Raw genomic sequence first — 21894 nt, forward strand, 5'->3', positions numbered from 1 at the left:
ACTCAGCCCGCTGTCAGCTGGCTGGAGGAGAGGTCAGCCCCGTTTCAGCGCGCCAGATCGCGCACCCGGGCGGCCAGCCAGTCCAGTTCGGGATCGGCAATGCCGAGACTGTGCAGATGGGTGCTGGTTGACCAGAGGTAATCGCGGTTCGGCCCGCGCCCGCCGCTTGCCTTCAGGATGATCCTGGCCTGGTCCTCAAGACTGAGCCTGCCGGAATATTGCACATGCCCGGGATCCACCACATAGGCCAGGGCATGGATCACCCCGGCACTGGTCTCGACCTCGGTCGTCACCTCCAGATAGGCCGATGAGACCAGTTCACGCTCGCGCAGCGCGGCAAGGGTTTCCGCCTCTGCCCCGGTGGCAACGCGGAACACCACGCCGTCGCAGCAGGCATCCGCCGCACGGTCCAGCGCCAGCACCAGGCCCGGCTCGGTCTCGCTGCCGCGATGGTGGATCGACCACATGCAGAAACTGCGCCGCCAGCCCCTTGCCCGGGCCAGCCGCTGCTCGGCGACCGGAAAGCCCGGATTCCAGATCAGCGAGCCATAGCCAAAAACCCAGAGCGGCTTGGGCGCAGTTTGCGACAAGGCTGGTTCTCCTTTCGGTGGGACTGTAACCTGGCCCTGATAAACACCGATTGTCGGACGGGTAAAAGGGGGTGCGATATGCGCCGGTTGATGGGCTTCTTTGTCGTGCTGGTTGTGCTGTGGTGCGGCTGGTGGTTCCTGGGCCGCGCGCTCATCCTGCGCGAGGCCAAGGCCCTGATCGCCGATCAGCGCAATGCCGGGGCCGAGATCAGCTATTCCGATCTTGGCCTGAGGGGCTTTGCCAGCCGCTTTGACCTGACGGCCCGCGATCTGCGCTACCGTGATCCGGGCGGGCGTTTTGGCTTTGAGGGGCCGGTGGTCTGGCTCTATGCGATGAGCTGGAAGCCCTGGCATATCATCCTTGGCCTGCCCGAGCGTCAGAAGCTGTTCATTGCGGGTCAGATGCTGGAGCTGGAGGGGCGCGCCCTGCAGGCCAGCCTGCGCGCGGCACCGGCGCTGGATCTGCCGCTGGCAGAATTGCGGCTGAGCGGCGAGGCGATCACGCTGCGCGGCGCCGGCATGGGCGAATTCACGGCAGGCGGCGTCAGCCTCGGGCTGCGCGACGCCAGCGCCTTGCCCGATGCGGGACTGACCGGGGGGGCGCTCTACCAGCTGGGCCTGAATGCCGGTGAGCTGCGGCCCGATGCGGCAATCGCGGCAAAAATTGCCGCTGTCACCCTGGCAGCCGCTCCGGCTGAGCCGCTGCCCGAGGTAATCAGCGCGCTGCATCTTGATCTGATCCTCAGCCTGACCGCGCCTCTTGACCGTCATGCCGGTCAGAGCCAGCCGGGGGTGACGGCGCTGAACCTGCGCGATCTGAGCCTGACCTGGGGCGCGCTGGAGCTTTCGGCCAGTGGCATGCTGCTGCCGGATGCTCAGGGCTATGCCAGCGGTCGCATCACCGTTACGGCGAAGAACTGGCAATATCTGCCAGTGCTGATGGTGGCCAGCGGCAAGGTCGAGCCGCGCATGGCGCCTTTGCTGCAGAATATGCTGGCGGCTCTGGCGCAGGATGCGGGTACGCCGGATCAGATCAGCCTGCCGCTGGTGCTGAAAGACGGCTGGATGAATTTCGGCCCGCTGCCGCTGGCGGCGGCCCCAAATCTGGCACAGCCCGGCCTCTGATCAGCGGCAATAGGGGCCATTGCGCTGGCTGGCGGTGTCGAAATGCAGGTGATCTTCGTGATAGCCGTCCGATCCCGGACCCAAGGTTGTCCCGAAGATCCCGCAGGCGCCGCGATGGGCCTTGCGCATCTTTGCATCAAAGCCTTTCAGCACTGGCAGCACCTTGCCAGAGGACAGTCTGAAGCCTGAAATATCAACGGCTTTGCCCCTGCCATGCTCGCTGACCTTGGCGCCTTTTTTATTGTTGCGCGGGCGGCAGACGTAATGGCCTGCAATCTTCAGCTCGACAATCTGATTGCCATATGCGGGCTGGGCCGCGCTTTCGACCCAGCGGTTCAGTGCTTTGGCGGTGGCGCAGTCAATGGTGACTGCCATCGACAGCCGCACGCCCGAGACCGAGGTGACCCGCACCCCGTCCTGCAGACCGCAGCCCTGAACCTTTGAGGTGATCGGCGCGATCGGCTCGCCTTTAATCGCGGCCACACCGCAGACCGAGCCACGCGAGGAGGCTTTCTCTTTTGGCTTTTTGCCGGCCTTATCTTTGCCGCGCGGCGTATTGGCTGAGGCGGTTTTCAGATCTTCGGACCGGTCTTTCGGGCGCGAAAAAGAGGTGGGGCCATCTGATTTTTTCGCCTCAGGCGCGGCGGCGAGGCTGGCGTTTTCGGCCTCGCGCCTTGGCGCTGCAATTTCGGATGGGCTTTCCATTGCTGCGGCTGCGCGGGCCTCAACCGAAGCGGGCCGGGCGCGCGGGCGCAGCATGGCCTGCCCTGTCGGGAGGGGAGGAGTAACGGCCGGAGCCAGCGCTGCGACCTGTTCCAGTGCGGCAGGGCGGGGCCTTGGACGCAGGCCGCTAGCCGGGGCGGCAGAGGCAGAGGCGGGGGCGGCAATGGCCCCGGCCGCTCCGGGGCTGGCCGGCGCGGCATCGGAATGGGACAGGGTCACGGCGGACAGTCTGGGGTTGCCGCCGGGTCGCGGTGATTTCCCGAGCGGTTCGGCAAAACCCGGGGTGGCGAGACAGAGCAGCAATACCGTCAGCCTGGTGATCATGCGTCTTGTCCTGTGCAGCTGGGCAGGGGGGCCGTAGTCAGGCCTTGGGCTGACCCGCCGCGCGCCCGAAATCCGGAGCCGAAGTATCCTGACCCGCATCAATGATGCCACGCCGGATGGCGCGGGTGCGCGAGAAATAGGCGTGAAGCTGCTCACCCTCGCCCATGCGGATCTGGCGCTGCAGCATGAACAGCTCTTCGGTGAACCGGCCCAGAATATCGAGCACTGCATCTTTATTGGTCAGGAAAACATCGCGCCACATCGTCGGATCTGAAGCGGCAATCCGGGTGAAATCGCGAAAACCCGAGGCGGAATATTTGATCACCTCTTCATGGGTGACGCGGCGGAGATGGTCGGCAACGCCGACCATCGTATAGGCGATCAGATGCGGCGTATGCGAGACCACGGCCAGCACCAGATCATGGCGCTTTGCCTCCATCTCATCGACATTGGCGCCGATGGCTTCGAGCAGGGCACGCAGCCGGGCGAGGGCGGCAGGATCCTGGCCCTCAAGCGGGGTCAGCAGCCACCAGCGGTTCTCAAACAAAGTGGCAAAGCCCGAGCGCGGGCCGGAATATTCCGTGCCGGCCAGCGGATGACCGGGGATGAAATGCACGCCTTGCGGGATATGCGGGCTGACCGCCTCGATCACCGCCCCCTTGACCGAGCCGACATCAGTGACAATGGCGCCGGGTTTCAGATGCGGGGCGATCTCGGCGGTGATCTCGCCCATTACCCCTACCGGCACCGCCAGCACGATCAGATCGGCCTCTTTAACCGCCTCGGCCGCGCTTTCGGTGACGCGGTCGCAGAACAATTCCAGCGCCACCGCACGGGTTTCGGCCGAGCGGGCATAGCCGGTGATGTCCCGGACAAGACCTTTGGCGCGCAGGGCATGGGCCATGGAGGAAGCGATCAGCCCCAGGCCGATCAGCGCGACGCGGGGCAGGGCTTCGCTCATTGCTGGGCCTTAAACTGGGTGATGGCATGGGCCACACGGCGGCAGCCCGCCTCGTCGCCGATGGTGATGCGCAGGCAGTCCGGCAGCTTGTAGCCGGTGACCCGGCGCACGATCAGCCCTTCTTTCTGCAGCCAGAGATCACAGGCCTCGGCCTCGGCCGGGCTGGTGAAGCGGGCCAGGATGAAATTGGCATGCGAGATGTCAGAGGGCACGCCGACCTCGGCGAGAGCCCCGGCCAGCCAGGAGCGCATCCGGGCGTTCTCACTGCGCGAGCGGGTCACCCAGTCCTGATCGCGGACGGCGGCCTCGGCGGCCTCGAGCTGCGCGGTCGAGAGGTTAAAGGGCTGACGGATGCGGTTCAGCACATCGATCACGGCTTTCGGGCCATAGGCCCAGCCCACCCGCAGCCCGCCCAGACCATAGATTTTTGAGAAGGTGCGGGTCATCACGACATTGCTGCGGGCTTCAATCAGGGCAAGGCCGCCGTCGAAATCCTCGACATATTCGGCATAGGCGCCGTCGAGCACCAGCAGCGCCTGGCGCGGCAGATTTGCCGCCAGCCGCTCAATCTCGGAAGCGGGTAGCATAGTGCCGGTCGGATTGTTCGGATTAGCAATGAAGACCAGCCTGGTGCGCGGCCCGCAGGCGCGCAGGATCGCATCCACATCGGTGACGCGCTCGCGCTCGGGCACTTCGACCGGGGTTGCGCCCGCCGCGAGTGCACCAATCTTATACATCAGGAAGCCATGTTCGGTGAACACCACCTCATCGCGCGGCCCGGCATAGGCCATGCACAACAGGTGGATGATCTCATCCGAACCGACGCCGCAGATCACCCGCGCCGGGTCAAGGCCATGTACCTCACCAATCGCCTGCCGCAGCGAGGCATGATCGGTCGAAGGATAGCGGTGCAGCGCATGTACCGCACGCTGAAAGGCATCTTTGGCCCGGTCTGAAGGGCCAAAGGGGTTTTCATTCGAGGAGAGTTTGACAACATTCGAAACGCCGGCAACCGTCGCCTTGCCGCCCTCATAGAGGGCGATCTCCATAATCCCGGGCTGCGGCACAATCGCTTCGGACATCTTCAACTCCTGCTGTCGACCGGCGTTCTAGCTGCAGCCCCGCTGCAAAGCCAGTGGTCAGATCGGCTATTATTTCCGGCTGGTATAGGATTTTGCCTGAAACCAGTCCATCAGCGCCATCAGCACACCCGAGGCAACGAAGGTCAGGTGGATCAGCACCATCCAGTACATCTCGGTCTCATTGATCGGTCTGGCATCGCCGATTGCCATGAAGCGTTTGAGCAGGGAAATGCCTGAGATCGCCACGATCGAGGCGATCAGCTTCATTTTCAGCCCGCCGAAATCAACCTTGCCCATCCAGCCGGGCCGGTCTGCGCTGTCCACCTCCAGCTTCGAAACGAAATTTTCATAGCCCGAGAACATCACGATCAGCACGAGATTTGCGGCAAGGGTCAGATCGATCAGGGTCAGCGCGACGAGGATCACATCCTCGGAATTCATCGTCATCAGCTTGGGGAAGTAATAGGCGATATCGCGGCAGAAAATGACCACCAGCATGATCAGGCTGATGACCAGGCCAAGATACATTGGCGCCATCAGCCAGCGGCTGGCAAAGAGCGTTTTCTCAAAGGCTTTTTCGACTGGATTTGTCCCAGACATAATGGCTGACTCCGGTTGCGGTTGCGCTTTCCATATCGGTTGCCGGGCCGGAGGAAAACGTAAAATACCATTCCCCGGCACGCGGCTGCAGTGCCGTGCCGGCAGGGCTGAAAGGGGGCAGCGGCAGAGGTGCGGCGGCGCCTCGCGGCGGATTTGATTTGGCAGCCCCGGCTAACCCGGTTAGGCTCCGGACAAAATTCGGTTTACGGGGCAGGCATCCTTCTCATGCAGCGATCAGATGCTGTGCACGGCACGACATTCAGTCAGCCGATCCGCGCCATTACCACCATGCTTATTGTCAGTCTGCTGATCGGGGCGGTGGTCTGGTTCCTGCATGGCAGTATCGCCCGGATGCTGGCCGGATCGCATCTGGCGCTGAGCGGGCTGATCCTTTTTGTCTTCGGCCTCGGGGTCATCACCTGTTTCTGGCAGGTCTTCACCCTGGCCAAATCGGTCAGCTGGATTGAAAATTACGTCCGGCGCAGCCCGGGCTCGGAAGAGGCGGTTGCACCGGTGCTGCTGGCGCCGCTGGCGGCGCTGCTGAAATCGCGTGGCAGTCATAATGTCGCAATCTCGGCCTCATCCGGGCGCACCATTCTGGAATCGGTGGCGCAGCGCATTGATGAGGCGCGTGATATCACCCGCTACCTGAGCAATCTTCTGGTCTTTCTTGGTCTGCTCGGCACTTTCTGGGGCCTTGCCACCACGGTGCCCGCAGTGGTCGAGACCATCCGCAGCCTTGCGCCCTCAGATAACGAATCCGGTATGGCGGTATTCGGGCGGCTGATGAACGGGCTGGAGGGTCAGCTCGGCGGTATGGGCACGGCTTTTACCACCTCGCTGCTGGGGCTTGGCGGATCTCTGGTGGTGGGGTTGCTTGAGCTTTTTGCCGGCCATGGCCAGAACCGTTTTTACCGCGAGCTTGAGGAATGGTTGTCCTCGATCACCCGGATCGGGCTGAGTGAGGGCGAGGGTGGCTCTGCCGATCAGAGCGCCATCGTCCAGGTGCTGGATCATGTGGTCAGCCAGATGGAAAGTCTGCAGGGCCTTTATACCCAGGCCGATCAGGCGCGCTCGGTGATGGAAGAGCGCATGGCTGATCTGGCAAAAGCCGTCGACCGTCTGGGCGAGCGGCTGCAGGCCGGGGCGGCAGCCAGTGAGGAAAGCCTTGCCGCCATGACCCGTATGGCGGATGGCCAGGATCAGCTGCTGGCCCATCTGGCCGAGCAGGCCCGCGAAGGCCCGGATGCCGAAAGCCGGATGCGGCTGCGCTCGATTGATGTGCAGATGCTGCGCATTCTCGAAGAGCTTTCCGCCGGTCGCCAGGAGATGGTGGCCGATCTGCGCCATGATCTGGCGCAGCTGACCATGGGTATGCGGCAGATTTCACGCCAGCTGCCGGGTGCCGGCACCAGCCAGGACCGGGGCTGAGCCATGGCGCTCTCGCGCAATCGCCGCGATTCCAGCCTGATCTGGCCAGGCTTTGTCGATGCGGTGACGACATTGCTGATGGTGATGATTTTTGTGCTGACGATCTTTACCGTCATGCAATCGGTGCTGCGCGAGCAGATCACCCATCAGGATAATGAGCTGACGGCGCTGAATGAGCAGCTGACGGCGCTGTCTCAGGCACTGGGGCTGGAGCGGCGCCGGGTCTCGGATCTGCAAAGTGAAGTGGGCGGGCTGCAATCCTCGCTGGCCAGTGCCCTGGCCGAGGGGCAGAGGCGCGACACGCTGATCGCCGGGCTGCAGGCCGATCTGACTGCCCGCGAGGCGGATCTGCAGGGCGCGCGCGCGCGGCTGAGCGATTTTGAAGCCCAGGTGGCAGCGCTGATTGCCGATCGTGACCGGGTGGCAGCTGATCTGGCGCTGATCACCGGCGAGCGCGACACTGCGCGCGATGAGGCGAAAGGCCTTGCCGCTTCGCTGGCGGATCTGGAGGCGGCGAAAGCGCGGCTGATCACCGATGCCGAAGCGGCTTCGCTGGCGCTGGCGGCGGCGCGCAAAGAGATTGATGCCAGTGCTGAAGCCGCGCGGCTGGCCGCAGCACAGCGCGAGGCGCTTGAGGCCCTGCTCGCCGATCTGCGCGCGAAAGGCGAGGCCGATCAGGGGGCGCTGGCGGCGGCAAAATCTGAACTGAGCGCGGCCGAGACTGCCGCGCTGGCCGATGCCGCGGCGCTGCAGGCCTTGCGCGAGCGGCTGGCGGGCTCGGAGACGGAGCTGAGCGCGATGACGCTGCGCCTCGAGGCCGAGCGTAAACGCGCCGAAGAGACGCTGACCCTGCTGGCGGCTGAACGGCTGGCAGCCCGGCAGAGCGAGGGCGGCAAAAGTGCGGCTCTGGCCATGGCTGAGGCCAGCCTGCTGGCTGAGCAGGAAAAAACCCTTGCGGCAGCGCGGGATCTGGAACTGGTCAACCGTCAGCTGGCCGAGCTGCGCAGCCAGCTCAATGCGCTGCAGCAGATCCTTGGCGAGGCCGAAACCTCGCGCGATGCGGCCAATATGCAGCTGGAATCGCTGGGCGAGGATCTCAATGCCGCTCTGGCCCAGGTCGCTGCCGAGCAGCGCGCCCGCGCCGAGCTGGAAGCGGCCGAACGGGCGCGGATCGAGGCCGAGAAGCAGGATCTGGAGCGGTTCAGATCCGAATTCTTCGGCCAGCTCTCGACCCTTCTTGCCGGACGCGAAGGCGTCAGAGTGGTCGGAGACCGCTTTGTATTCTCTTCTGAGGTGCTGTTCAGCGCCGGGGCCGCCGATCTGGCCCCGGAGGGTCGGGCTCAGATCGCCAGTGTGGTGTCGATCCTGAACGAGGTGCGCCAGCAGATCCCCGAGGGGATCGACTGGATCATCCGGGTCGATGGCCATACCGATAACCAGCCGCTCTCGGGCACCGGCGCCTTCCGCGATAACTGGGAGCTGAGCCAGGCCCGGGCCCTGTCGGTGGTGCGCTATATGCAGAGCGAGCTGGGCTTCCCGCCCGAGCGGCTGGCGGCGACCGGCTTTGGCGAATATCGCCCGGTGGCGCCAGGCAACAGCGAGGCGGCGCGCAGCCAGAACAGGCGCATCGAGCTGAAGCTGACCGAGAGATAAGTCACCCGCCGGGGCCGGTCGCCTTACGGGGCTTTCAGTGCCGGGCTGAGGCCTGGCGTGCAGCGGCCTGTGGCATCACCGGGCTTGTATTTCCCGCATCTGGCGCTTAGGCCCGCAGCCAAAACAGGGAAACGCGCAACTTTCTACCGTTTTGTGGGGTCTATGTGAAGCAATTATCAGTGTTTTCCGGTTTCGTTGGCAAGACCTTTGCCCTCTGGGTGGTTGTCTTTGCTGTTCTGGGCTTTGTTCTGCCCGATGTGTTCCGCGCGGTCGCGCCCTGGATTGTGACCCTTCTGGGTATCATCATGTTCGGCATGGGGCTGACGCTCAGCCTTGATGATTTCCGCGAAGTGGCGCGTCGCCCCTTTGAGGTGCTGATCGGGGCGGTGTCGCAGTTTACCATCATGCCGCTGCTGGCGGTGGCGCTGACCATGATCATTCCGATGCCGGCCGAAGTGGCGGCGGGGGTGATCCTTGTCGGCTGCTGCCCGGGGGGCACCTCGTCAAATGTGATGACCTATCTGGCCAAAGGCGATGTGGCTCTCTCGGTGGCCTGTACCAGCGTCACCACGCTGCTGGCGCCGCTGGTCACCCCCTGGCTGGTTCTGGCCTTTGCCTCGCAATATCTGCCGGTTGATGCCACCGCGATGTTCCTGTCGATCGTGAAGGTCGTGCTGGTGCCGCTGGCACTTGGGGTGCTGGCGCAAAAGCTGCTGCCCTCGGCGGTCAAAGCCGCGGTTCCGGTGCTGCCGCTGGTCTCGGTGACCGGGATCGTGCTGATCGTGGCGGCGGTGGTCGCGGTCTCGAAGGCGCAGATTGCCACCTCGGGCCTGCTGATTTTCCTGGTGGTGGTGCTGCATAACGGGCTGGGCTATCTGATCGGCGGCCTGTTCGCCCGGATCTTTGGTCTGAATATCGCCAAACAAAAAGCCATTGCCATTGAGGTGGGGATGCAGAATTCGGGTCTGGGCGCGGCGCTGGCCTCGGCGCATTTCTCGCCGCTCGCCGCCGTGCCGAGCGCGATTTTCTCGGTCTGGCACAATATCTCGGGGGCGCTCTTTGCGAATTTCGCCTCGCGCTTCCGCTGAAGCGTCATCCCTGACTGACAAGCAAAACCCCCGCCGTGAGGCGGGGGTTTTTTTCGTCTCAGAACACTTTCATCAGGCGGATCTGGGCCAGAGGCTCGCTGCGGAAGCCGCCTTTGACGTCGATATCATGGCCATACATGCCCTGGATCTGGAAGTCCGGGGTGACCATTTTGCTGGCGACAAGGCGCAGCTGGTCATTGTTGGTTTCCTGGCCCGTTGCCGCGCCATTCACCCAGAGCTCGCCACCGCTACGGCTGACATAGCCCAGCGAGAAGGCGGTCGCGTCATCCCACTGGTAGCGCAGATAGAGCGAAGCCTGGGTGGTGTCCTCGCGCTCGTAAGAGACGCCGGCCTCCTCGAAATCGCGGGTCACGGTCATTTCAGCCGAGGCATCGATGAAAAAACCATTGCCGAGGCCCTGAACCATGCCGATCTGCGGCGTCAGCGACCAGGTGCCGGCACCGAAGGAGACGTGATCATTCCTGAACACGCCGGTCGGGGCGGTGGCGAAGAGCGACAGGCCAAGCGTGGTGCCGGTCGGCTCGGCCGAAGTGACCGGGAACCAGGTGGTGCCCAGCGTCAGATCGCCAATCCCGTCTTTGGCCGGCTGACCGGCGCCGCCGATGCGGATATTGTCAAACTGACCAATCGGCAGAATGGCGTGGAAAGCCAGCTTCTGGCCTGCAATCTCACGGTAATGCACCATTCGCGCGATCACGATATCGGCGTCGAGACTGGAATTGCCAATGGTGCTGCCATCGGCGCCATAGAAGCTGTCCGAGGTCTGATGCTGAAAATAGGCAATCGCCAGGGTCCGGCCATCACCAGCCCAGGCGTAATCACCGGGCTGAACCTCAAGCGCCATGGCCGGAGCGGCCAGCGGCAGGAGGAGAGCTGCGAGGGCAGCTTTGCTAAAGTTCACAGGTTTCATCTTCTCTGTCCCACGCCCGGTCACCCTCTGCTGGCGGATTGCCGGCAGATCAATCGGTCACCGTGGCGAGGGCGCGGTAGCAACAGCGTTACCTGGTCGCAATAAATCGCAGGCAGGGCTCTGCAGTAGGGGCTTAATTCGCGACAATCTGTCGCATATTTTGCGCTCTGCCGCCCGAAAATGATCAAAATATGGGGTAGAAGTTATGGTTTCACCGGGAATCAATTAGCCCTGTGGTTAACAGTAGAGGGGCCACCTGATGGCGGCCCCTCTGTCATGTCTTGCCGGTTTTCCGGCCCGTTACCCGGCGGTCAGCAGGGGTGGTTTCGAGCCAGCGATCCGCGGCTTTGCCGGTTCCTGGATCTTCAGAACGATTGCATCATCCTTCACCTCGACCCGGACCAGACCGCCTTTCTGCAGCTGGCCGAACAAGAGTTCTTCGGCGAGGGGCTTTTTGATATGCTCCTGGATCACACGCGCCAGCGGCCGTGCCCCCATCTTATCATCATAGCCCTTCTCCCCCAGCCAGGCGGCGGCTTCCGCGCTCAGCTCGATATGCACGCCCCGGTCGATCAGCTGCGCCTCCAGCTGAAGCACAAATTTCTCGACCACCTGCAGGATCACCTCTTTCGGCAGGGCGCCGAAGGAAACCACCGCATCCAGACGGTTGCGGAATTCCGGGGTAAAGGTGCGCTCGACCGCGGCAGTATCCTCTCCGGTGCGCTTTTCGCGCCCGAAGCCGATCGCGGCTTTTTGCATATCCGAAGCCCCGGCATTCGAGGTCATGATCAGGATCACATTGCGGAAATCGACGGCCCGGCCATTATGGTCGGTCAGCTTGCCGTGATCCATCACCTGCAAGAGGATGTTGAACACATCTGGATGGGCCTTCTCGATCTCATCGAGCAGCAGCACGCAATGCGGATGCTGGTCGACGCCATCGGTCAGCATCCCGCCCTGGTCAAAGCCGACATAGCCCGGAGGCGCGCCGATCAGACGCGAGACCGCGTGTTTCTCCATATATTCCGACATGTCGAAGCGCAGCAGTTCCACGCCAAGCGTATTTGCCAGCTGTTTTGCCACTTCGGTTTTGCCGACGCCGGTCGGGCCGGTGAAGAGGTAATTGCCGATCGGCTTCTCCGGCTCGCGCAAGCCTGCCCGGGCCAGTTTGATCGAGGCCGAAAGCGCCTCAATCGCCTTGTCCTGACCAAAGACCAGACGTTTGAGCGTCTTTTCCATATCGCGCAGCACTTCGGCATCGTCTTTCGAGACGTTTTTCGGCGGGATGCGGGCGATTTTCGCCACCACATTCTCGATCTCGCGGGTGCCGATGGTTTTGCGCCGCTTTGACTCGCTGACCAGATGCTGCGCCGCGCCAGCCTCATCGATCACATCAATCGCGCTGTCGGGCAGTTTGCGGTCATTGATATAGCGCGCCGCCAGTTCGACCGCGGTTTTGATCGCCTCATTGGTATAGCGCAGATCGTGATGCTCTTCGAAATGCGGCTTCAGCCCCATCAGGATCTTGATCGCATCCGGCACCGAAGGCTCATTCACGTCAATTTTCTGGAAGCGCCGCGACAAGGCACGGTCTTTCTCGAAATGCTGACGGAATTCCTTATAGGTGGTCGAGCCCATGCAGCGCAGCTTGCCGCCCTGAAGCGCGGGTTTCAGCAGGTTCGAGGCATCCATGGCCCCGCCCGAAGTCGCCCCGGCCCCGATCACGGTATGGATCTCATCGATGAACAGGATCGCATCGGGGTGATCCTCCATCTCTTTGACCACCGCTTTCAGGCGCTCCTCGAAATCACCGCGGTAGCGGGTGCCCGCCAGCAAGGCGCCCATGTCGAGCGAATAGATCGTCGCGCCCGAGAGCACCTCCGGCACTTCCTTGCGGACGATTTTCCAGGCCAGGCCCTCGGCAATCGCGGTCTTGCCCACGCCGGGATCGCCCACCAGCAGCGGGTTGTTCTTGCGGCGGCGGCAGAGCACCTGGATCGCGCGCTCGACCTCCTGGTCGCGGCCGATCAGCGGATCCACCTCGCCCTTGCGGGCTTTGACGTTGAGATCGACGCAATATTTCGACAGCGCCGATTCCTTGGCCTCTCCGGCCTCGGCCTTCGGGGTTTCCTGGGCCTCATCGGCGCCCTGGATCGGGCGGGCCTCGCCGAAGGCGGGGTTTTTGGCCACGCCATGGGCGATGAAATTCACCGCATCATAGCGGGTCATATCCTGCTCCTGCAGGAAATAGGCCGCATTCGATTCGCGTTCGGCAAAGATCGCGACCAGCACATTGGCGCCGGTCACTTCGGTGCGGCCCGAAGACTGCACATGGATTGCCGCGCGCTGAATCACGCGCTGGAAAGCGGCGGTCGGGACCGCCTCCGAGCCTTCTACGCTGGTGACCAGCGTCGACAGGTCTTCGTCGATGAAATCGTTCAGGGTCTTGCGCAGATCGTCGAGATCCACCGAGCAGGCCTTCATAACGCGGGCAGCATCGGGCTCGTCGATCAGAGCCAGCAAGAGATGTTCGAGGGTTGCAAGTTCATGGCGACGGGCATTGGCCAGGGCCAGCGCGCCGTGAATGGCTTGTTCGAGCGTTGACGAGAATGACGGCACTTGCGCCTGCTCCTGTTCCTCGGGGCCGGGGGCGGTGACGCCCGTTCCGACCGTGGCCTCATAGAGTTAAAGATCGGTGTTATTCAGCGCACTTCAAGCGCAATCTGATGTTGGGTGGTAAATCGGCATCCTGATTGCAGGATTGTGATAATCGGGCAGGCCTTGCATCAGAACCGGTCCTTGCGGGCGCGGATTTCGCTGAAAACCTGCACCTCACCGGCACCGGGCAGGCCCGCAGCGGCTTTCATCTGCGGCAGAGCTGCGCGCAGAAACGGATTGGTAGCCAGTTCTTCGGCAAGGGTTGAGGGCATGGGCAGGCGGCCTTCGCGGCGCATCCCGGCCAGAGCTTCAATACGGGAGATAAGGGCAGGATTATCCGGTTCAAGAGCGCGGGCAAAGCGCAGATTGCCATCAAGGTAATCATGGCCCGAGCAGATCAGGGTTTGCGGCGGCAGCCGCATCAGTTTTGACAGGCTGTGCCACATCTGCGCCGGGCTCCCCTCGAACAGCCGCCCGCATCCTGCCGCCATCAGGCTGTCGGCGGTGAAGGCAAGGCCTGAGATGGGAAAGTAAAAGGCGATATGGCCGATTGTATGGCCATCGACGGCGATCACCTCGCCCTGTTCCGCGCCGATCTGAATCCGGTCGCCTTCGTGCAGCGCCCGGGCCAGCGGCGGCAGGCGGTGCTGATCCGCTGCCGCGCCCAGAACCTTTGCCCCGGTGGCCGCAACTAGTTCGGGGACCGCCTGAATATGGTCATCATGATGATGCGTCAGCAGGATCTGAGACAGGCCCCAGCCGCGCGCCTCCAGGGTCGCGAGGACCGGCGCCGCTTCGGGCGCGTCGATAAGCGCGGTTTCACCCGAATCTGCATCATGCAGCAGAAAGGCGAAATTATCGGTGAGGCAGGGAATGGTTACCAGTTCGAGGGCCATGGTCTTTCCTTCCTGCGCCGCTAAGATGACACAGCATCTCCGAAGGAGGCCCGGGCTGCAATGCACCTCGATGTGCAGGATCTGCGAGATTTCTATTATCGCACCCAGCTTGGCCGGGTGGCGCAGCGCGCCATCCGTGAGCAGCTGCTGCGGCTCTGGCAGCCGGGGCCGGCGCAGACCGTCGTCGGCTTTGGTTTTGCGGTGCCGCTGCTGCGTCCCTGGCTTTCCGGGGCGCGGCGGGTGATCGGACTGATGCCCGGGCCCCAGGGGGTGATGCCCTGGCCCGCCGGAGAGCCCAATGTCTCGGTTCTGTGCGAGGAGGCCAGCTGGCCGATGGCCACCGGCCATGCCGACCGGCTGGTGCTGATGCACGGGCTTGAGACCTCGGAACAGCCTGCCGCGGTGCTTGATGAGGCGCACCGGGTTCTGGGGCCAGGGGGGCGGGCGGTTTTTGTGGTGCCGAACCGGGCCGGGCTCTGGGCGCGGCGCGATGCGACGCCTTTCGGGACGGGCCGGTCCTGGTCCGGGGCCCAGCTTGAGGCGCAGCTGCGCCATCACGGCTTTACGCCCGAGCGCTCGGTTACGGTGCTGCATACCCCGCCGTCACAGGCGCCGTTCTGGCTGCGCACCGCTGATCTGTGGGAGCGGGCCGGGCGCAGGCTGCCCTGGCTGGCGGGCGGGGTGCTGATGGTCGAGGCCTCAAAGCAGGTCTATGCCCCGACCAGGGGCGGGCTGAAAGCGGTGGTGGCCCGGCCTTTGCGCGCGCTGGAGGGGGTGCGGAGCGGCGGCGCGCCGGAACCGGCGCTGAAGTCCTTCCCGCCACGCCATGCGCACGGCCAGGACGCCGCTCTGCGGCGCGCCGGAGCCTGAACCCCGCGCGGTCAGGGGCGGGTGTCCTGTCCTGGCAGAATGCCGCTGGCGGCAGCGAATCCTGGTTTCTCGCTCGATTCTGCGCTTTGGCCTTATCTGCCTGATAAACAGGCTTGCAGGCGCGGCAAAACAGCACAGGGCAGGGTGTCGCCGGGCCCGGGCGGGCCAGCGGGCCGCCGCAGGGGGCAGAGGGGGCCGAAACCATCACGAATCCGCGAATGGCCAGGTTGCGGGGTTGCCCGCCCTCTGCTAAGGGGACCGCCAACAGCGGGATACAGAGGGGCCTCCTTTGTCCATGGCGCACGCGAGAGGGCGACGCCGGTGGATGATGAGGGTGAGGCCCGAAATATGGGAAGGACGACCGTGGCGGAATCAGCTTCGATCTCTCAGGGCATTGCGGCGCGTTACGCTTCCGCGCTTTTCGATCTTGCAAAAGAAGGGGGAGCGCTGTCGGCCATCGAAGCCGATGCTGCTCAGCTGAAAGATGCTCTCGCCGCCTCGCCCGAACTGAATGCGATGATTGCCTCGCCGGTGGTTGTCCGTGCAGACCAGGCCAATGCCATCCAGGCACTGGCCTCGGCCATGAAACTCAGTGACCTGACTGCAAATACCCTGGCCCTGATGGCAGCCAAGCGCCGCCTGTTCGTCCTGCCGCAGCTTCTCGCAGCGCTGGCGGATCTGATCGCCGAAGAAAAAGGCGAAATCAGTGTCGAGGTGGTTGCGGCCAGCGCATTGAGCCCGGCTCAGGCCAAAGCCCTTTCCGACAAGCTGAAAGCTTCGGTCGGCAAAGAGGTCAAACTGAACACCACCGTTGATGAAAGCCTCATCGGCGGACTTATCGTCAAGCTGGGCTCGATCCAGATCGATACTTCGGTCAAATCGAAGCTCGCTTCCCTGCAGAATGCTATGAAAGAGGTTGGGTGATGGGAATTCAGGCTGCTGAGATCTCTGCGATCCTGAAAGAGCAGATCAAGAATTTCGGCAAAGATGCCGAAGTCGCTGAAATCGGCCGCGTGCTGTCGGTTGGCGACGGTATCGCCCGCGTGCATGGTCTGGACAATGTCCAGGCCGGCGAGATGGTCGAATTCCCCGGCGGTATCCGCGGGATGGCGCTGAACCTCGAAGTCGATAACGTCGGTATCGTTATCTTCGGTTCGGACAAGGACATCAAAGAAGGCGACACCGTCAAGCGCACCAAGTCGATCGTGGACGTGCCGGCCGGCGACGCTCTGCTCGGTCGCGTGGTTGACGGTCTCGGCAACCCGATCGACGGCAAAGGCCCGATCGAAGCCACCGAGCGTCGCGTTGCTGACGTCAAAGCGCCGGGCATCATTCCGCGTAAATCGGTTCACGAACCGATGGCGACCGGCATCAAGGCCATCGACGCGATGATCCCGGTTGGCCGTGGCCAGCGCGAGCTGATCATCGGCGACCGTCAGACCGGCAAGACCGCTGTCGCGCTCGACACCATTCTGAACCAGAAGTCCTATAACGAAGCTGCCGGCGACGACGAGTCGAAGAAGCTGTACTGCATCTATGTGGCAATCGGTCAGAAGCGTTCGACCGTTGCTCAGCTGGTGAAGAAGCTCGAGGAAACCGGCGCGCTGGCTTATACCATCGTTGTCGCGGCAACCGCTTCGGACCCGGCACCGCTGCAGTACCTCGCCCCCTATTCGGCAACCGCTATCGCAGAATATTTCCGCGACAACGGCCGCCACGCCCTGATCGTCTATGATGATCTGTCGAAACAGGCCGTGTCCTACCGTCAGATGTCGCTGCTGCTGCGTCGTCCGCCGGGCCGCGAAGCTTACCCGGGCGACGTTTTCTATCTGCACTCCCGCCTGCTCGAGCGTTCGGCAAAGCTGGGCGACGATTTCGGCAATGGCTCGCTGACCGCACTTCCGGTTATCGAAACCCAGGGCGGCGACGTTTCGGCTTTCATCCCGACCAACGTGATCTCGATCACCGACGGCCAGATCTTCCTCGAAACCGAACTGTTCTACCAGGGCATCCGCCCGGCAGTGAACACCGGTCTCTCGGTGTCGCGCGTCGGCTCGTCGGCTCAGACCAATTCGATGAAAACCGTGGCTGGCCCGGTGAAACTGTCGCTCGCTCAGTACCGCGAGATGGCTGCTTTCGCTCAGTTCGGCTCGGACCTCGACGCCGCTACCCAGCAGCTGCTGAACCGTGGTGCCCGTCTGACTGAGCTGATGAAACAGCCGCAGTACTCGCCGCTCACCAACGCTGAAATCGTTGCGGTGATCTATGCCGGTACCGCTGGTTTCCTCGACAAGGTCGCGGTGAAGGATGTTGGTCGTTTTGAAGCGGCTCTGCTGGCTTACCTGCGTGGCCCGCGCAAGGATATCCTTGAGTGGCTCACCACGGCTGACCCGAAGATCAAGGGCGCTGACGAGCAGAAGCTGAAAGACGCTATCGCTGAATTCGCCAAAGATTTCGCATAAGAGCCCTGAAGGAGAAGGCAGATGCCCAGCCTTAAGGACCTTAAAAACAGGATCGGAAGCGTAAAAAATACGCGGAAGATCACCAAGGCGATGCAAATGGTCGCTGCTGCGAAACTGCGCCGTGCGCAGGAAGCGGCAGAGGCTGCACGCCCCTATGCCGAGCGTATGAGCGGGGTTATGTCCTCGCTCGCCGCCGGTATCGCCGGTTCGGCAGAGGCCCCGCGCCTGCTCGCCGGTTCCGGGAAGGATCAGACCCATCTTCTGGTGGTGATGACCTCTGAACGCGGACTTTGCGGTGGCTTCAATGCTTCGATCGCCAAGCTTGCCCGGGCGAAAGCCCAGGAGCTGATCGCAGCGGGGAAGACCGTGAAGATCCTCACCGTCGGCAAAAAAGGCCGTGAGCAGCTGAAGCGTGACCTTGGTCATCTGTCAGTTGGTCACGTCGACCTGAGCGATGTCAAACGGATTGGCTATGCCAATGCGGCGGATATTGCGCGTAAGGTCACGGCCATGTTCGATGGTGGTGAAGCTGATGTGGTGACGATCTTCTACTCGCGCTTCCAGTCGGTGATCAGCCAGATCCCGACCGCGCAGCAGATCATTCCGGCTAAGTTCGAGGAATCGGCAGGCGGCGCAAGCTCGCTTTACGATTACGAACCGTCGGAAGAGGCGATCCTCGCCGAGCTGCTGCCGCGCAATGTCGCGACCCAGATCTTCACTGCCTTGCTGGAAAACGGCGCCTCGGAACAGGGCGCGCGGATGTCCGCTATGGACAACGCAACCCGCAACGCCGGTGATATGATCAATAAGCTGACCGTTCAGTACAACCGGAGCCGTCAGGCAGCGATCACCACCGAACTCATCGAAATCATTGCGGGCGCTGAGGCGCTCTGACGAACCCGGAGATTTACACAATGGCAAAAGCACCCAAAGCTGCTGCCGCCGCGGGCAAGGTTACCCAGGTCATCGGCGCAGTTGTGGACGTCCAGTTCGAAGGATCGCTTCCCGCGATTCTGAACGCACTGGAAACCGAAAATAACGGCAAGCGTCTGGTCCTCGAAGTGGCCCAGCACCTTGGCGAAAACACCGTGCGGACCATCGCTATGGACGCAACCGAGGGCCTCGTTCGCGGCGCTCCGGTGTCCGATCTCGGCGCTCCGATCTCGGTTCCGGTCGGTGACGCAACCCTCGGCCGCATCCTGAACGTCATCGGCGAGCCGATTGACGAAAAGGGCCCGGTCGAAGCTGCTGAGCGTCGCGCGATTCACCAGCCGGCGCCTGAGTTCATCGCTCAGTCGACCGAGTCGAAAGTTCTGGTGACCGGTATCAAGGTTATCGACCTTCTCGCCCCCTATGCGAAGGGCGGTAAGATCGGTCTCTTCGGCGGCGCAGGCGTCGGCAAAACCGTTCTGATCATGGAACTGATCAACAACATCGCCAAAGTGCACTCGGGTTACTCGGTGTTCGCAGGTGTTGGTGAGCGGACCCGTGAGGGCAACGACCTTTACCACGAGATGATCGAATCCGGCGTTATCAAGCTTGATAACCTGGCGGAATCGAAAGTGGCTCTGGTCTATGGCCAGATGAACGAACCGCCGGGCGCACGTGCGCGTATCGCTCTGACCGGTCTGACCCTGGCCGAGCAGTTCCGCGATGCCACCGGGACCGACGTTCTGTTCTTCGTCGACAATATCTTCCGCTTCACCCAAGCGGGTTCGGAAGTGTCGGCGCTGCTCGGCCGTATTCCTTCGGCAGTGGGCTATCAGCCGACGCTCGCGACCGACATGGGCGCGATGCAGGAGCGCATCACCTCGACCAAAGCAGGCTCGATCACCTCGATCCAGGCTGTTTACGTTCCGGCCGACGACCTTACCGACCCGGCTCCGGCAACCACCTTCGCCCACCTCGACGCAACCACCGTTCTGTCGCGTGCGATCTCGGAACTGGGCATCTACCCGGCCGTTGACCCGCTCGATTCGAACTCGCGTCTGCTTGACCCGTCGGTGATCGGCGAAGAGCATTACAACGTGGCGCGTTCGGTCCAGGGTATCTTGCAGAAGTACAAGTCGCTGCAGGACATCATCGCCATCCTCGGCATGGACGAGTTGTCGGAAGAAGATAAGCTGACCGTGACGCGCGCCCGTAAGATCCAGCGCTTCCTGTCGCAGCCCTTCGACGTGGCAAAAGTCTTCACCGGTTCGGATGGTGTTCAGGTTCCGCTGGACGTCACCATTGCTTCGTTCAAAGCCGTTGTGGCCGGTGAATATGACCACCTGCCGGAAGCAGCCTTCTACATGGTTGGCGGCATCGAAGACGTGAAAGCCAAAGCTGCCAAACTCGCAGCAGCGGCATAAGGGGGCTTAAATGGCAGGCAATCTGCAATTTGACCTCGTGAGCCCCGAGCGGAAACTGGCATCGGTCGCTGCGACCGAGGTTCAGCTTCCGGCAAGCGCGGGTGACATGACGGCGATGGCGGGGCATACCCCCACCATCACCACTTTGCGTCCGGGTCTGCTGCGTGCGACCACGGCGGAAGGTGTCAAAAGCTTCGTCGTGATCGGTGGCTTTGCTGATATTTCGGCGGCTTCGGTGACGGTGCTGGCCGAGCTTGCCATCCCGGCAGCAGAGGCTGACAGCGCTGTCTTTGACACCCTGATCGCCGAGGCCCGTGCCCGGGCGGAAGCGGCTTCGGGTGCGGATAAGGCCGAGGCTGAGAAAGCGCTTTCGGATGTGATCGCTTTGCGCGACCAGGTCCAGAAGCACTGAGGCCCAGCCCTCATAACGTATAACAAAAGGCCCTGTGCAGATCCTGCATGGGGCCTTTTGACATTCTGCGATCTGTGCAATTTTGTCTCAGGCCGCAGCGGGACAGCCCGGCTGAAGGCAGAAACCCTGTCAGGCGGATTTTCCTTCCTATGCTTCAGCTCAATGCGCCGGTTGGCATTCTTCAGGGCAGTGAGATCCTGTTCGCGGATTTCGCCACGGGAGGCCCGATGTGGGTCGGTGAGGGCCCGCGTGAGGTGCGCAGCCGTGTGAGCTTCCCACAGCCCTTCCAGGCTCCGCCCGCGGTCATGGCGGGGCTGTCGATGTGGGATCTCGACCATCGCACCAATTCCCGCATTGACCTGAGCACCGCGGCGGTGACGGCCGAGGGCTTTGACCTTGTGTTCCGCACCTGGGGCGACAGCCGCATCGCCCGCATCCGCGCCAGCTGGACCGCAATCGGCCAGCTGCGCGATGCCGAGCAGTGGCAGGTGGATTAGGCGGTGCCTGGCCAGCGGGACTGAGCGCAGGCGCCAGGGGGAGGGCAGGGCAGATGAAAAAGGCGGCAGGATCCGGGGATCCTGCCGCCTTTTTATCATGCGCTTTGAGCGGGCCTGTGATCAGGCGCGCGGGTAGAGGCTTTCGTAGATCGGCACCAGGGTCTCGGTTTCGAACAGCGACGAGACCGACATGCCGCCCCAGATATTGAGCACAGCCTGGGCGAACATCGGTGCGGTCGGGACGACGCGGATCTTCGGGCAGCTGGTCACGGCCTCGGTCGGGGCGATGGAATCGGTGATCACCAGCGATTTCATCACCGAATTGGTCACCCGCTCGACCGCCGGACCCGAGAGCACGCCATGGGTGATATAGGCATGGACCTCGGTCGCACCGGCCTCAAGGATGGTTTCAGCGGCTTTGCAGAGCGTGCCTGCCGTGTCGCAGATGTCATCGACGATGATACATTTTTTGCCTTCGACATTGCCGATCACCGTCATGCCGGCAATTTCACCTGCCTTTTCGCGACGCTTGTCGACGATGGCGAGGGGGGCATTGATGCGTTTGGCAATTTCGCGGGCGCGGGCCACACCGCCGACGTCGGGCGAGATGATCATCACATCGTCGAGCTGGCCGCGGAAGTGATGCTCGATGTCGAGCGAGAAGATCGGCGAGGCATAGAGGTTATCGACCGGGATGTCGAAGAAGCCCTGGATCTGGGCCGCATGCAGATCGAGGGTCAGAACCCGGTCAACTCCGGCGGTCTGGATCAGGTTCGCCACCAGCTTGGCCGAGATCGGCGTGCGGGCCTTGGTGCGGCGGTCCTGGCGGGCATAGCCGAAATAGGGGATCACGGCGGTGATGCGGGCGGCCGAGGAGCGGCGCAGCGCGTCAACCATGATGAGCAGTTCCATCAGATTGTCATTCGACGGGTTCGAGGTCGGCTGGATAATATACATATCCTCGCCGCGCACATTCTCGAAGACCTCGACGAAGACCTCCTGATCGTTGAACCGCTCGATGCGCGCATCCACGAGGTTGATCGACATGCCGCGATGCATAGACATGCGGCGGGCGATGGATTTGGCAAGCGGCAGATTAGCGTTGCCGGAAATCAGCTTCGGCTCGGTGATAGCGGCCATGGCAGGGGCTCCGTATGGGCAGCGGAATCAGGGGATGGCGCCCCTTAGCACCGCTGGCCGCCCGGGCAAAGGCCCTGCCGGTCCGTGGCGGTGCAGA

At 62.8% G+C, this 21894-nt stretch carries 20 protein-coding genes; 11 read left to right on the top strand and 9 right to left on the bottom strand.

The window, feature by feature from the left end:
* Positions 1-44 precede the first annotated feature (44 nt).
* On the bottom strand, positions 45-590 hold the full coding sequence (locus tag H0485_RS02830) for a gamma-glutamylcyclotransferase (RefSeq protein WP_226933842.1): 546 nt from the start codon (positions 588-590) through the stop codon (positions 45-47).
* Between the two features lie 78 nt (positions 591-668).
* Here H0485_RS02830 and H0485_RS02835 point away from each other — a divergent pair, with 78 nt between their 5' ends.
* A complete protein-coding gene (locus H0485_RS02835; RefSeq protein ID WP_226933843.1) occupies positions 669-1715 on the top strand; it encodes a DUF2125 domain-containing protein in 1047 nt (348 codons plus the stop codon).
* Here the strand turns inward: H0485_RS02835 and H0485_RS02840 are convergent, their stop codons facing one another.
* The 4 genes from H0485_RS02840 to H0485_RS02855 all read right to left on the bottom strand — a co-directional run bounded on the left by H0485_RS02840 (position 1716) and on the right by H0485_RS02855 (position 5405).
* A complete protein-coding gene (locus H0485_RS02840; RefSeq protein WP_226933844.1) occupies positions 1716-2762 on the bottom strand; it encodes an extensin-like domain-containing protein in 1047 nt (348 codons plus the stop codon).
* Between the two features lie 37 nt (positions 2763-2799).
* Complete coding sequence (locus H0485_RS02845) at positions 2800-3723, bottom strand: prephenate/arogenate dehydrogenase family protein (RefSeq protein WP_226933845.1); 924 nt, start codon at positions 3721-3723, stop codon at positions 2800-2802.
* Entirely contained in the window at positions 3720-4805 is a 1086-nt protein-coding gene (hisC, locus tag H0485_RS02850) for a histidinol-phosphate transaminase (RefSeq protein WP_226933846.1), read from the bottom strand. Before hisC ends, H0485_RS02845 begins: the two co-directional genes overlap by 4 nt.
* A 69-nt stretch (positions 4806-4874) precedes the next feature.
* Entirely contained in the window at positions 4875-5405 is a 531-nt protein-coding gene (locus tag H0485_RS02855) for a TIGR00645 family protein (RefSeq protein WP_226933847.1), read from the bottom strand.
* A gap of 225 nt (positions 5406-5630) precedes the next feature.
* Between H0485_RS02855 and H0485_RS02860 the strand changes: the two genes are divergently transcribed.
* From H0485_RS02860 to H0485_RS02870, 3 genes are all read left to right on the top strand, one after another.
* Positions 5631-6836 carry a biopolymer transporter ExbB gene (locus tag H0485_RS02860; protein WP_226933848.1) on the top strand — a complete coding sequence of 402 codons (1206 nt, stop codon included), beginning with the start codon at positions 5631-5633 and terminating at the stop codon, positions 6834-6836.
* Between the two features lie 3 nt (positions 6837-6839).
* Positions 6840-8489: a peptidoglycan -binding protein gene (locus H0485_RS02865; protein ID WP_226933849.1), complete on the top strand. Its 1650-nt coding sequence runs from the start codon at positions 6840-6842 to the stop codon at positions 8487-8489.
* Between the two features lie 164 nt (positions 8490-8653).
* Complete coding sequence (locus H0485_RS02870; protein WP_226933850.1) at positions 8654-9577, top strand: bile acid:sodium symporter family protein; 924 nt, start codon at positions 8654-8656, stop codon at positions 9575-9577.
* Positions 9578-9635: 58 nt separating this feature from the next.
* Here H0485_RS02870 and H0485_RS02875 read toward each other — a convergent pair whose 3' ends face one another.
* The 3 genes from H0485_RS02875 to gloB all read right to left on the bottom strand — a co-directional run bounded on the left by H0485_RS02875 (position 9636) and on the right by gloB (position 14062).
* Positions 9636-10508, bottom strand: a complete 873-nt coding sequence (locus H0485_RS02875; protein WP_226933851.1) for a transporter — start codon at positions 10506-10508, stop codon at positions 9636-9638.
* 300 nt (positions 10509-10808) lie between these two features.
* On the bottom strand, positions 10809-13127 hold the full coding sequence (clpA, locus tag H0485_RS02880; RefSeq protein ID WP_226933852.1) for an ATP-dependent Clp protease ATP-binding subunit ClpA: 2319 nt from the start codon (positions 13125-13127) through the stop codon (positions 10809-10811).
* Between the two features lie 167 nt (positions 13128-13294).
* On the bottom strand, positions 13295-14062 hold the full coding sequence (gloB, locus tag H0485_RS02885; protein ID WP_226933853.1) for a hydroxyacylglutathione hydrolase: 768 nt from the start codon (positions 14060-14062) through the stop codon (positions 13295-13297).
* Positions 14063-14122: 60 nt separating this feature from the next.
* Here gloB and H0485_RS02890 point away from each other — a divergent pair, with 60 nt between their 5' ends.
* The 7 genes from H0485_RS02890 (at position 14123) to H0485_RS02920 (ending at position 20657) form a co-directional block, all read left to right on the top strand.
* The gene (locus tag H0485_RS02890; protein WP_226933854.1) at positions 14123-14932 is read left to right on the top strand and encodes a class I SAM-dependent methyltransferase; all 810 of its coding nucleotides are present in this window, start codon (positions 14123-14125) and stop codon (positions 14930-14932) included.
* A gap of 363 nt (positions 14933-15295) precedes the next feature.
* On the top strand, positions 15296-15856 hold the full coding sequence (locus tag H0485_RS02895) for a F0F1 ATP synthase subunit delta (RefSeq protein WP_226933855.1): 561 nt from the start codon (positions 15296-15298) through the stop codon (positions 15854-15856).
* A complete protein-coding gene (gene atpA, locus H0485_RS02900; protein ID WP_226933856.1) occupies positions 15856-17394 on the top strand; it encodes a F0F1 ATP synthase subunit alpha in 1539 nt (512 codons plus the stop codon). The genes H0485_RS02895 and atpA overlap by 1 nt, the downstream gene beginning before the upstream one ends.
* A 21-nt stretch (positions 17395-17415) precedes the next feature.
* Complete coding sequence (locus tag H0485_RS02905; RefSeq protein ID WP_226933857.1) at positions 17416-18288, top strand: F0F1 ATP synthase subunit gamma; 873 nt, start codon at positions 17416-17418, stop codon at positions 18286-18288.
* 20 nt (positions 18289-18308) lie between these two features.
* Complete coding sequence (atpD, locus tag H0485_RS02910; protein WP_226933858.1) at positions 18309-19748, top strand: F0F1 ATP synthase subunit beta; 1440 nt, start codon at positions 18309-18311, stop codon at positions 19746-19748.
* 10 nt (positions 19749-19758) lie between these two features.
* Entirely contained in the window at positions 19759-20160 is a 402-nt protein-coding gene (locus H0485_RS02915) for a F0F1 ATP synthase subunit epsilon (RefSeq protein ID WP_226933859.1), read from the top strand.
* A 149-nt stretch (positions 20161-20309) separates the two neighbouring features.
* Positions 20310-20657, top strand: a complete 348-nt coding sequence (locus H0485_RS02920; RefSeq protein ID WP_226933860.1) for an H-type lectin domain-containing protein — start codon at positions 20310-20312, stop codon at positions 20655-20657.
* 120 nt (positions 20658-20777) lie between these two features.
* Here H0485_RS02920 and H0485_RS02925 read toward each other — a convergent pair whose 3' ends face one another.
* Positions 20778-21797: a ribose-phosphate pyrophosphokinase gene (locus H0485_RS02925; RefSeq protein ID WP_226933861.1), complete on the bottom strand. Its 1020-nt coding sequence runs from the start codon at positions 21795-21797 to the stop codon at positions 20778-20780.
* Between the last annotated feature and the right edge of the window lie 97 nt (positions 21798-21894).

The sequence above is a fragment of the Pseudogemmobacter faecipullorum genome (assembly GCF_020539525.1).
Taxonomy (GTDB): Bacteria; Pseudomonadota; Alphaproteobacteria; order Rhodobacterales; family Rhodobacteraceae; genus Pseudogemmobacter; species Pseudogemmobacter faecipullorum.

Bases quoted from the DNA above. Each gene is read 5' to 3' on its own strand.
- H0485_RS02835 (WP_226933843.1), top strand. From the start codon at position 669: ATGCGCCGGTTGATGGGCTTCTTTGTCGTGCTGGTTGTGCTGTGGTGC.
- H0485_RS02840 (WP_226933844.1), bottom strand. From the start codon at position 2,762: ATGATCACCAGGCTGACGGTATTGCTGCTCTGTCTCGCCACCCCGGGT.
- H0485_RS02845 (WP_226933845.1), bottom strand. From the start codon at position 3,723: ATGAGCGAAGCCCTGCCCCGCGTCGCGCTGATCGGCCTGGGGCTGATC.
- hisC (WP_226933846.1), bottom strand. From the start codon at position 4,805: ATGTCCGAAGCGATTGTGCCGCAGCCCGGGATTATGGAGATCGCCCTC.
- H0485_RS02855 (WP_226933847.1), bottom strand. From the start codon at position 5,405: ATGTCTGGGACAAATCCAGTCGAAAAAGCCTTTGAGAAAACGCTCTTT.
- H0485_RS02860 (WP_226933848.1), top strand. From the start codon at position 5,631: ATGCAGCGATCAGATGCTGTGCACGGCACGACATTCAGTCAGCCGATC.
- H0485_RS02865 (WP_226933849.1), top strand. From the start codon at position 6,840: ATGGCGCTCTCGCGCAATCGCCGCGATTCCAGCCTGATCTGGCCAGGC.
- H0485_RS02875 (WP_226933851.1), bottom strand. From the start codon at position 10,508: ATGAAACCTGTGAACTTTAGCAAAGCTGCCCTCGCAGCTCTCCTCCTG.
- gloB (WP_226933853.1), bottom strand. From the start codon at position 14,062: ATGGCCCTCGAACTGGTAACCATTCCCTGCCTCACCGATAATTTCGCC.
- H0485_RS02890 (WP_226933854.1), top strand. From the start codon at position 14,123: ATGCACCTCGATGTGCAGGATCTGCGAGATTTCTATTATCGCACCCAG.
- atpA (WP_226933856.1), top strand. From the start codon at position 15,856: ATGGGAATTCAGGCTGCTGAGATCTCTGCGATCCTGAAAGAGCAGATC.
- H0485_RS02905 (WP_226933857.1), top strand. From the start codon at position 17,416: ATGCCCAGCCTTAAGGACCTTAAAAACAGGATCGGAAGCGTAAAAAAT.
- atpD (WP_226933858.1), top strand. From the start codon at position 18,309: ATGGCAAAAGCACCCAAAGCTGCTGCCGCCGCGGGCAAGGTTACCCAG.
- H0485_RS02915 (WP_226933859.1), top strand. From the start codon at position 19,759: ATGGCAGGCAATCTGCAATTTGACCTCGTGAGCCCCGAGCGGAAACTG.
- H0485_RS02920 (WP_226933860.1), top strand. From the start codon at position 20,310: ATGCTTCAGCTCAATGCGCCGGTTGGCATTCTTCAGGGCAGTGAGATC.
- H0485_RS02925 (WP_226933861.1), bottom strand. From the start codon at position 21,797: ATGGCCGCTATCACCGAGCCGAAGCTGATTTCCGGCAACGCTAATCTG.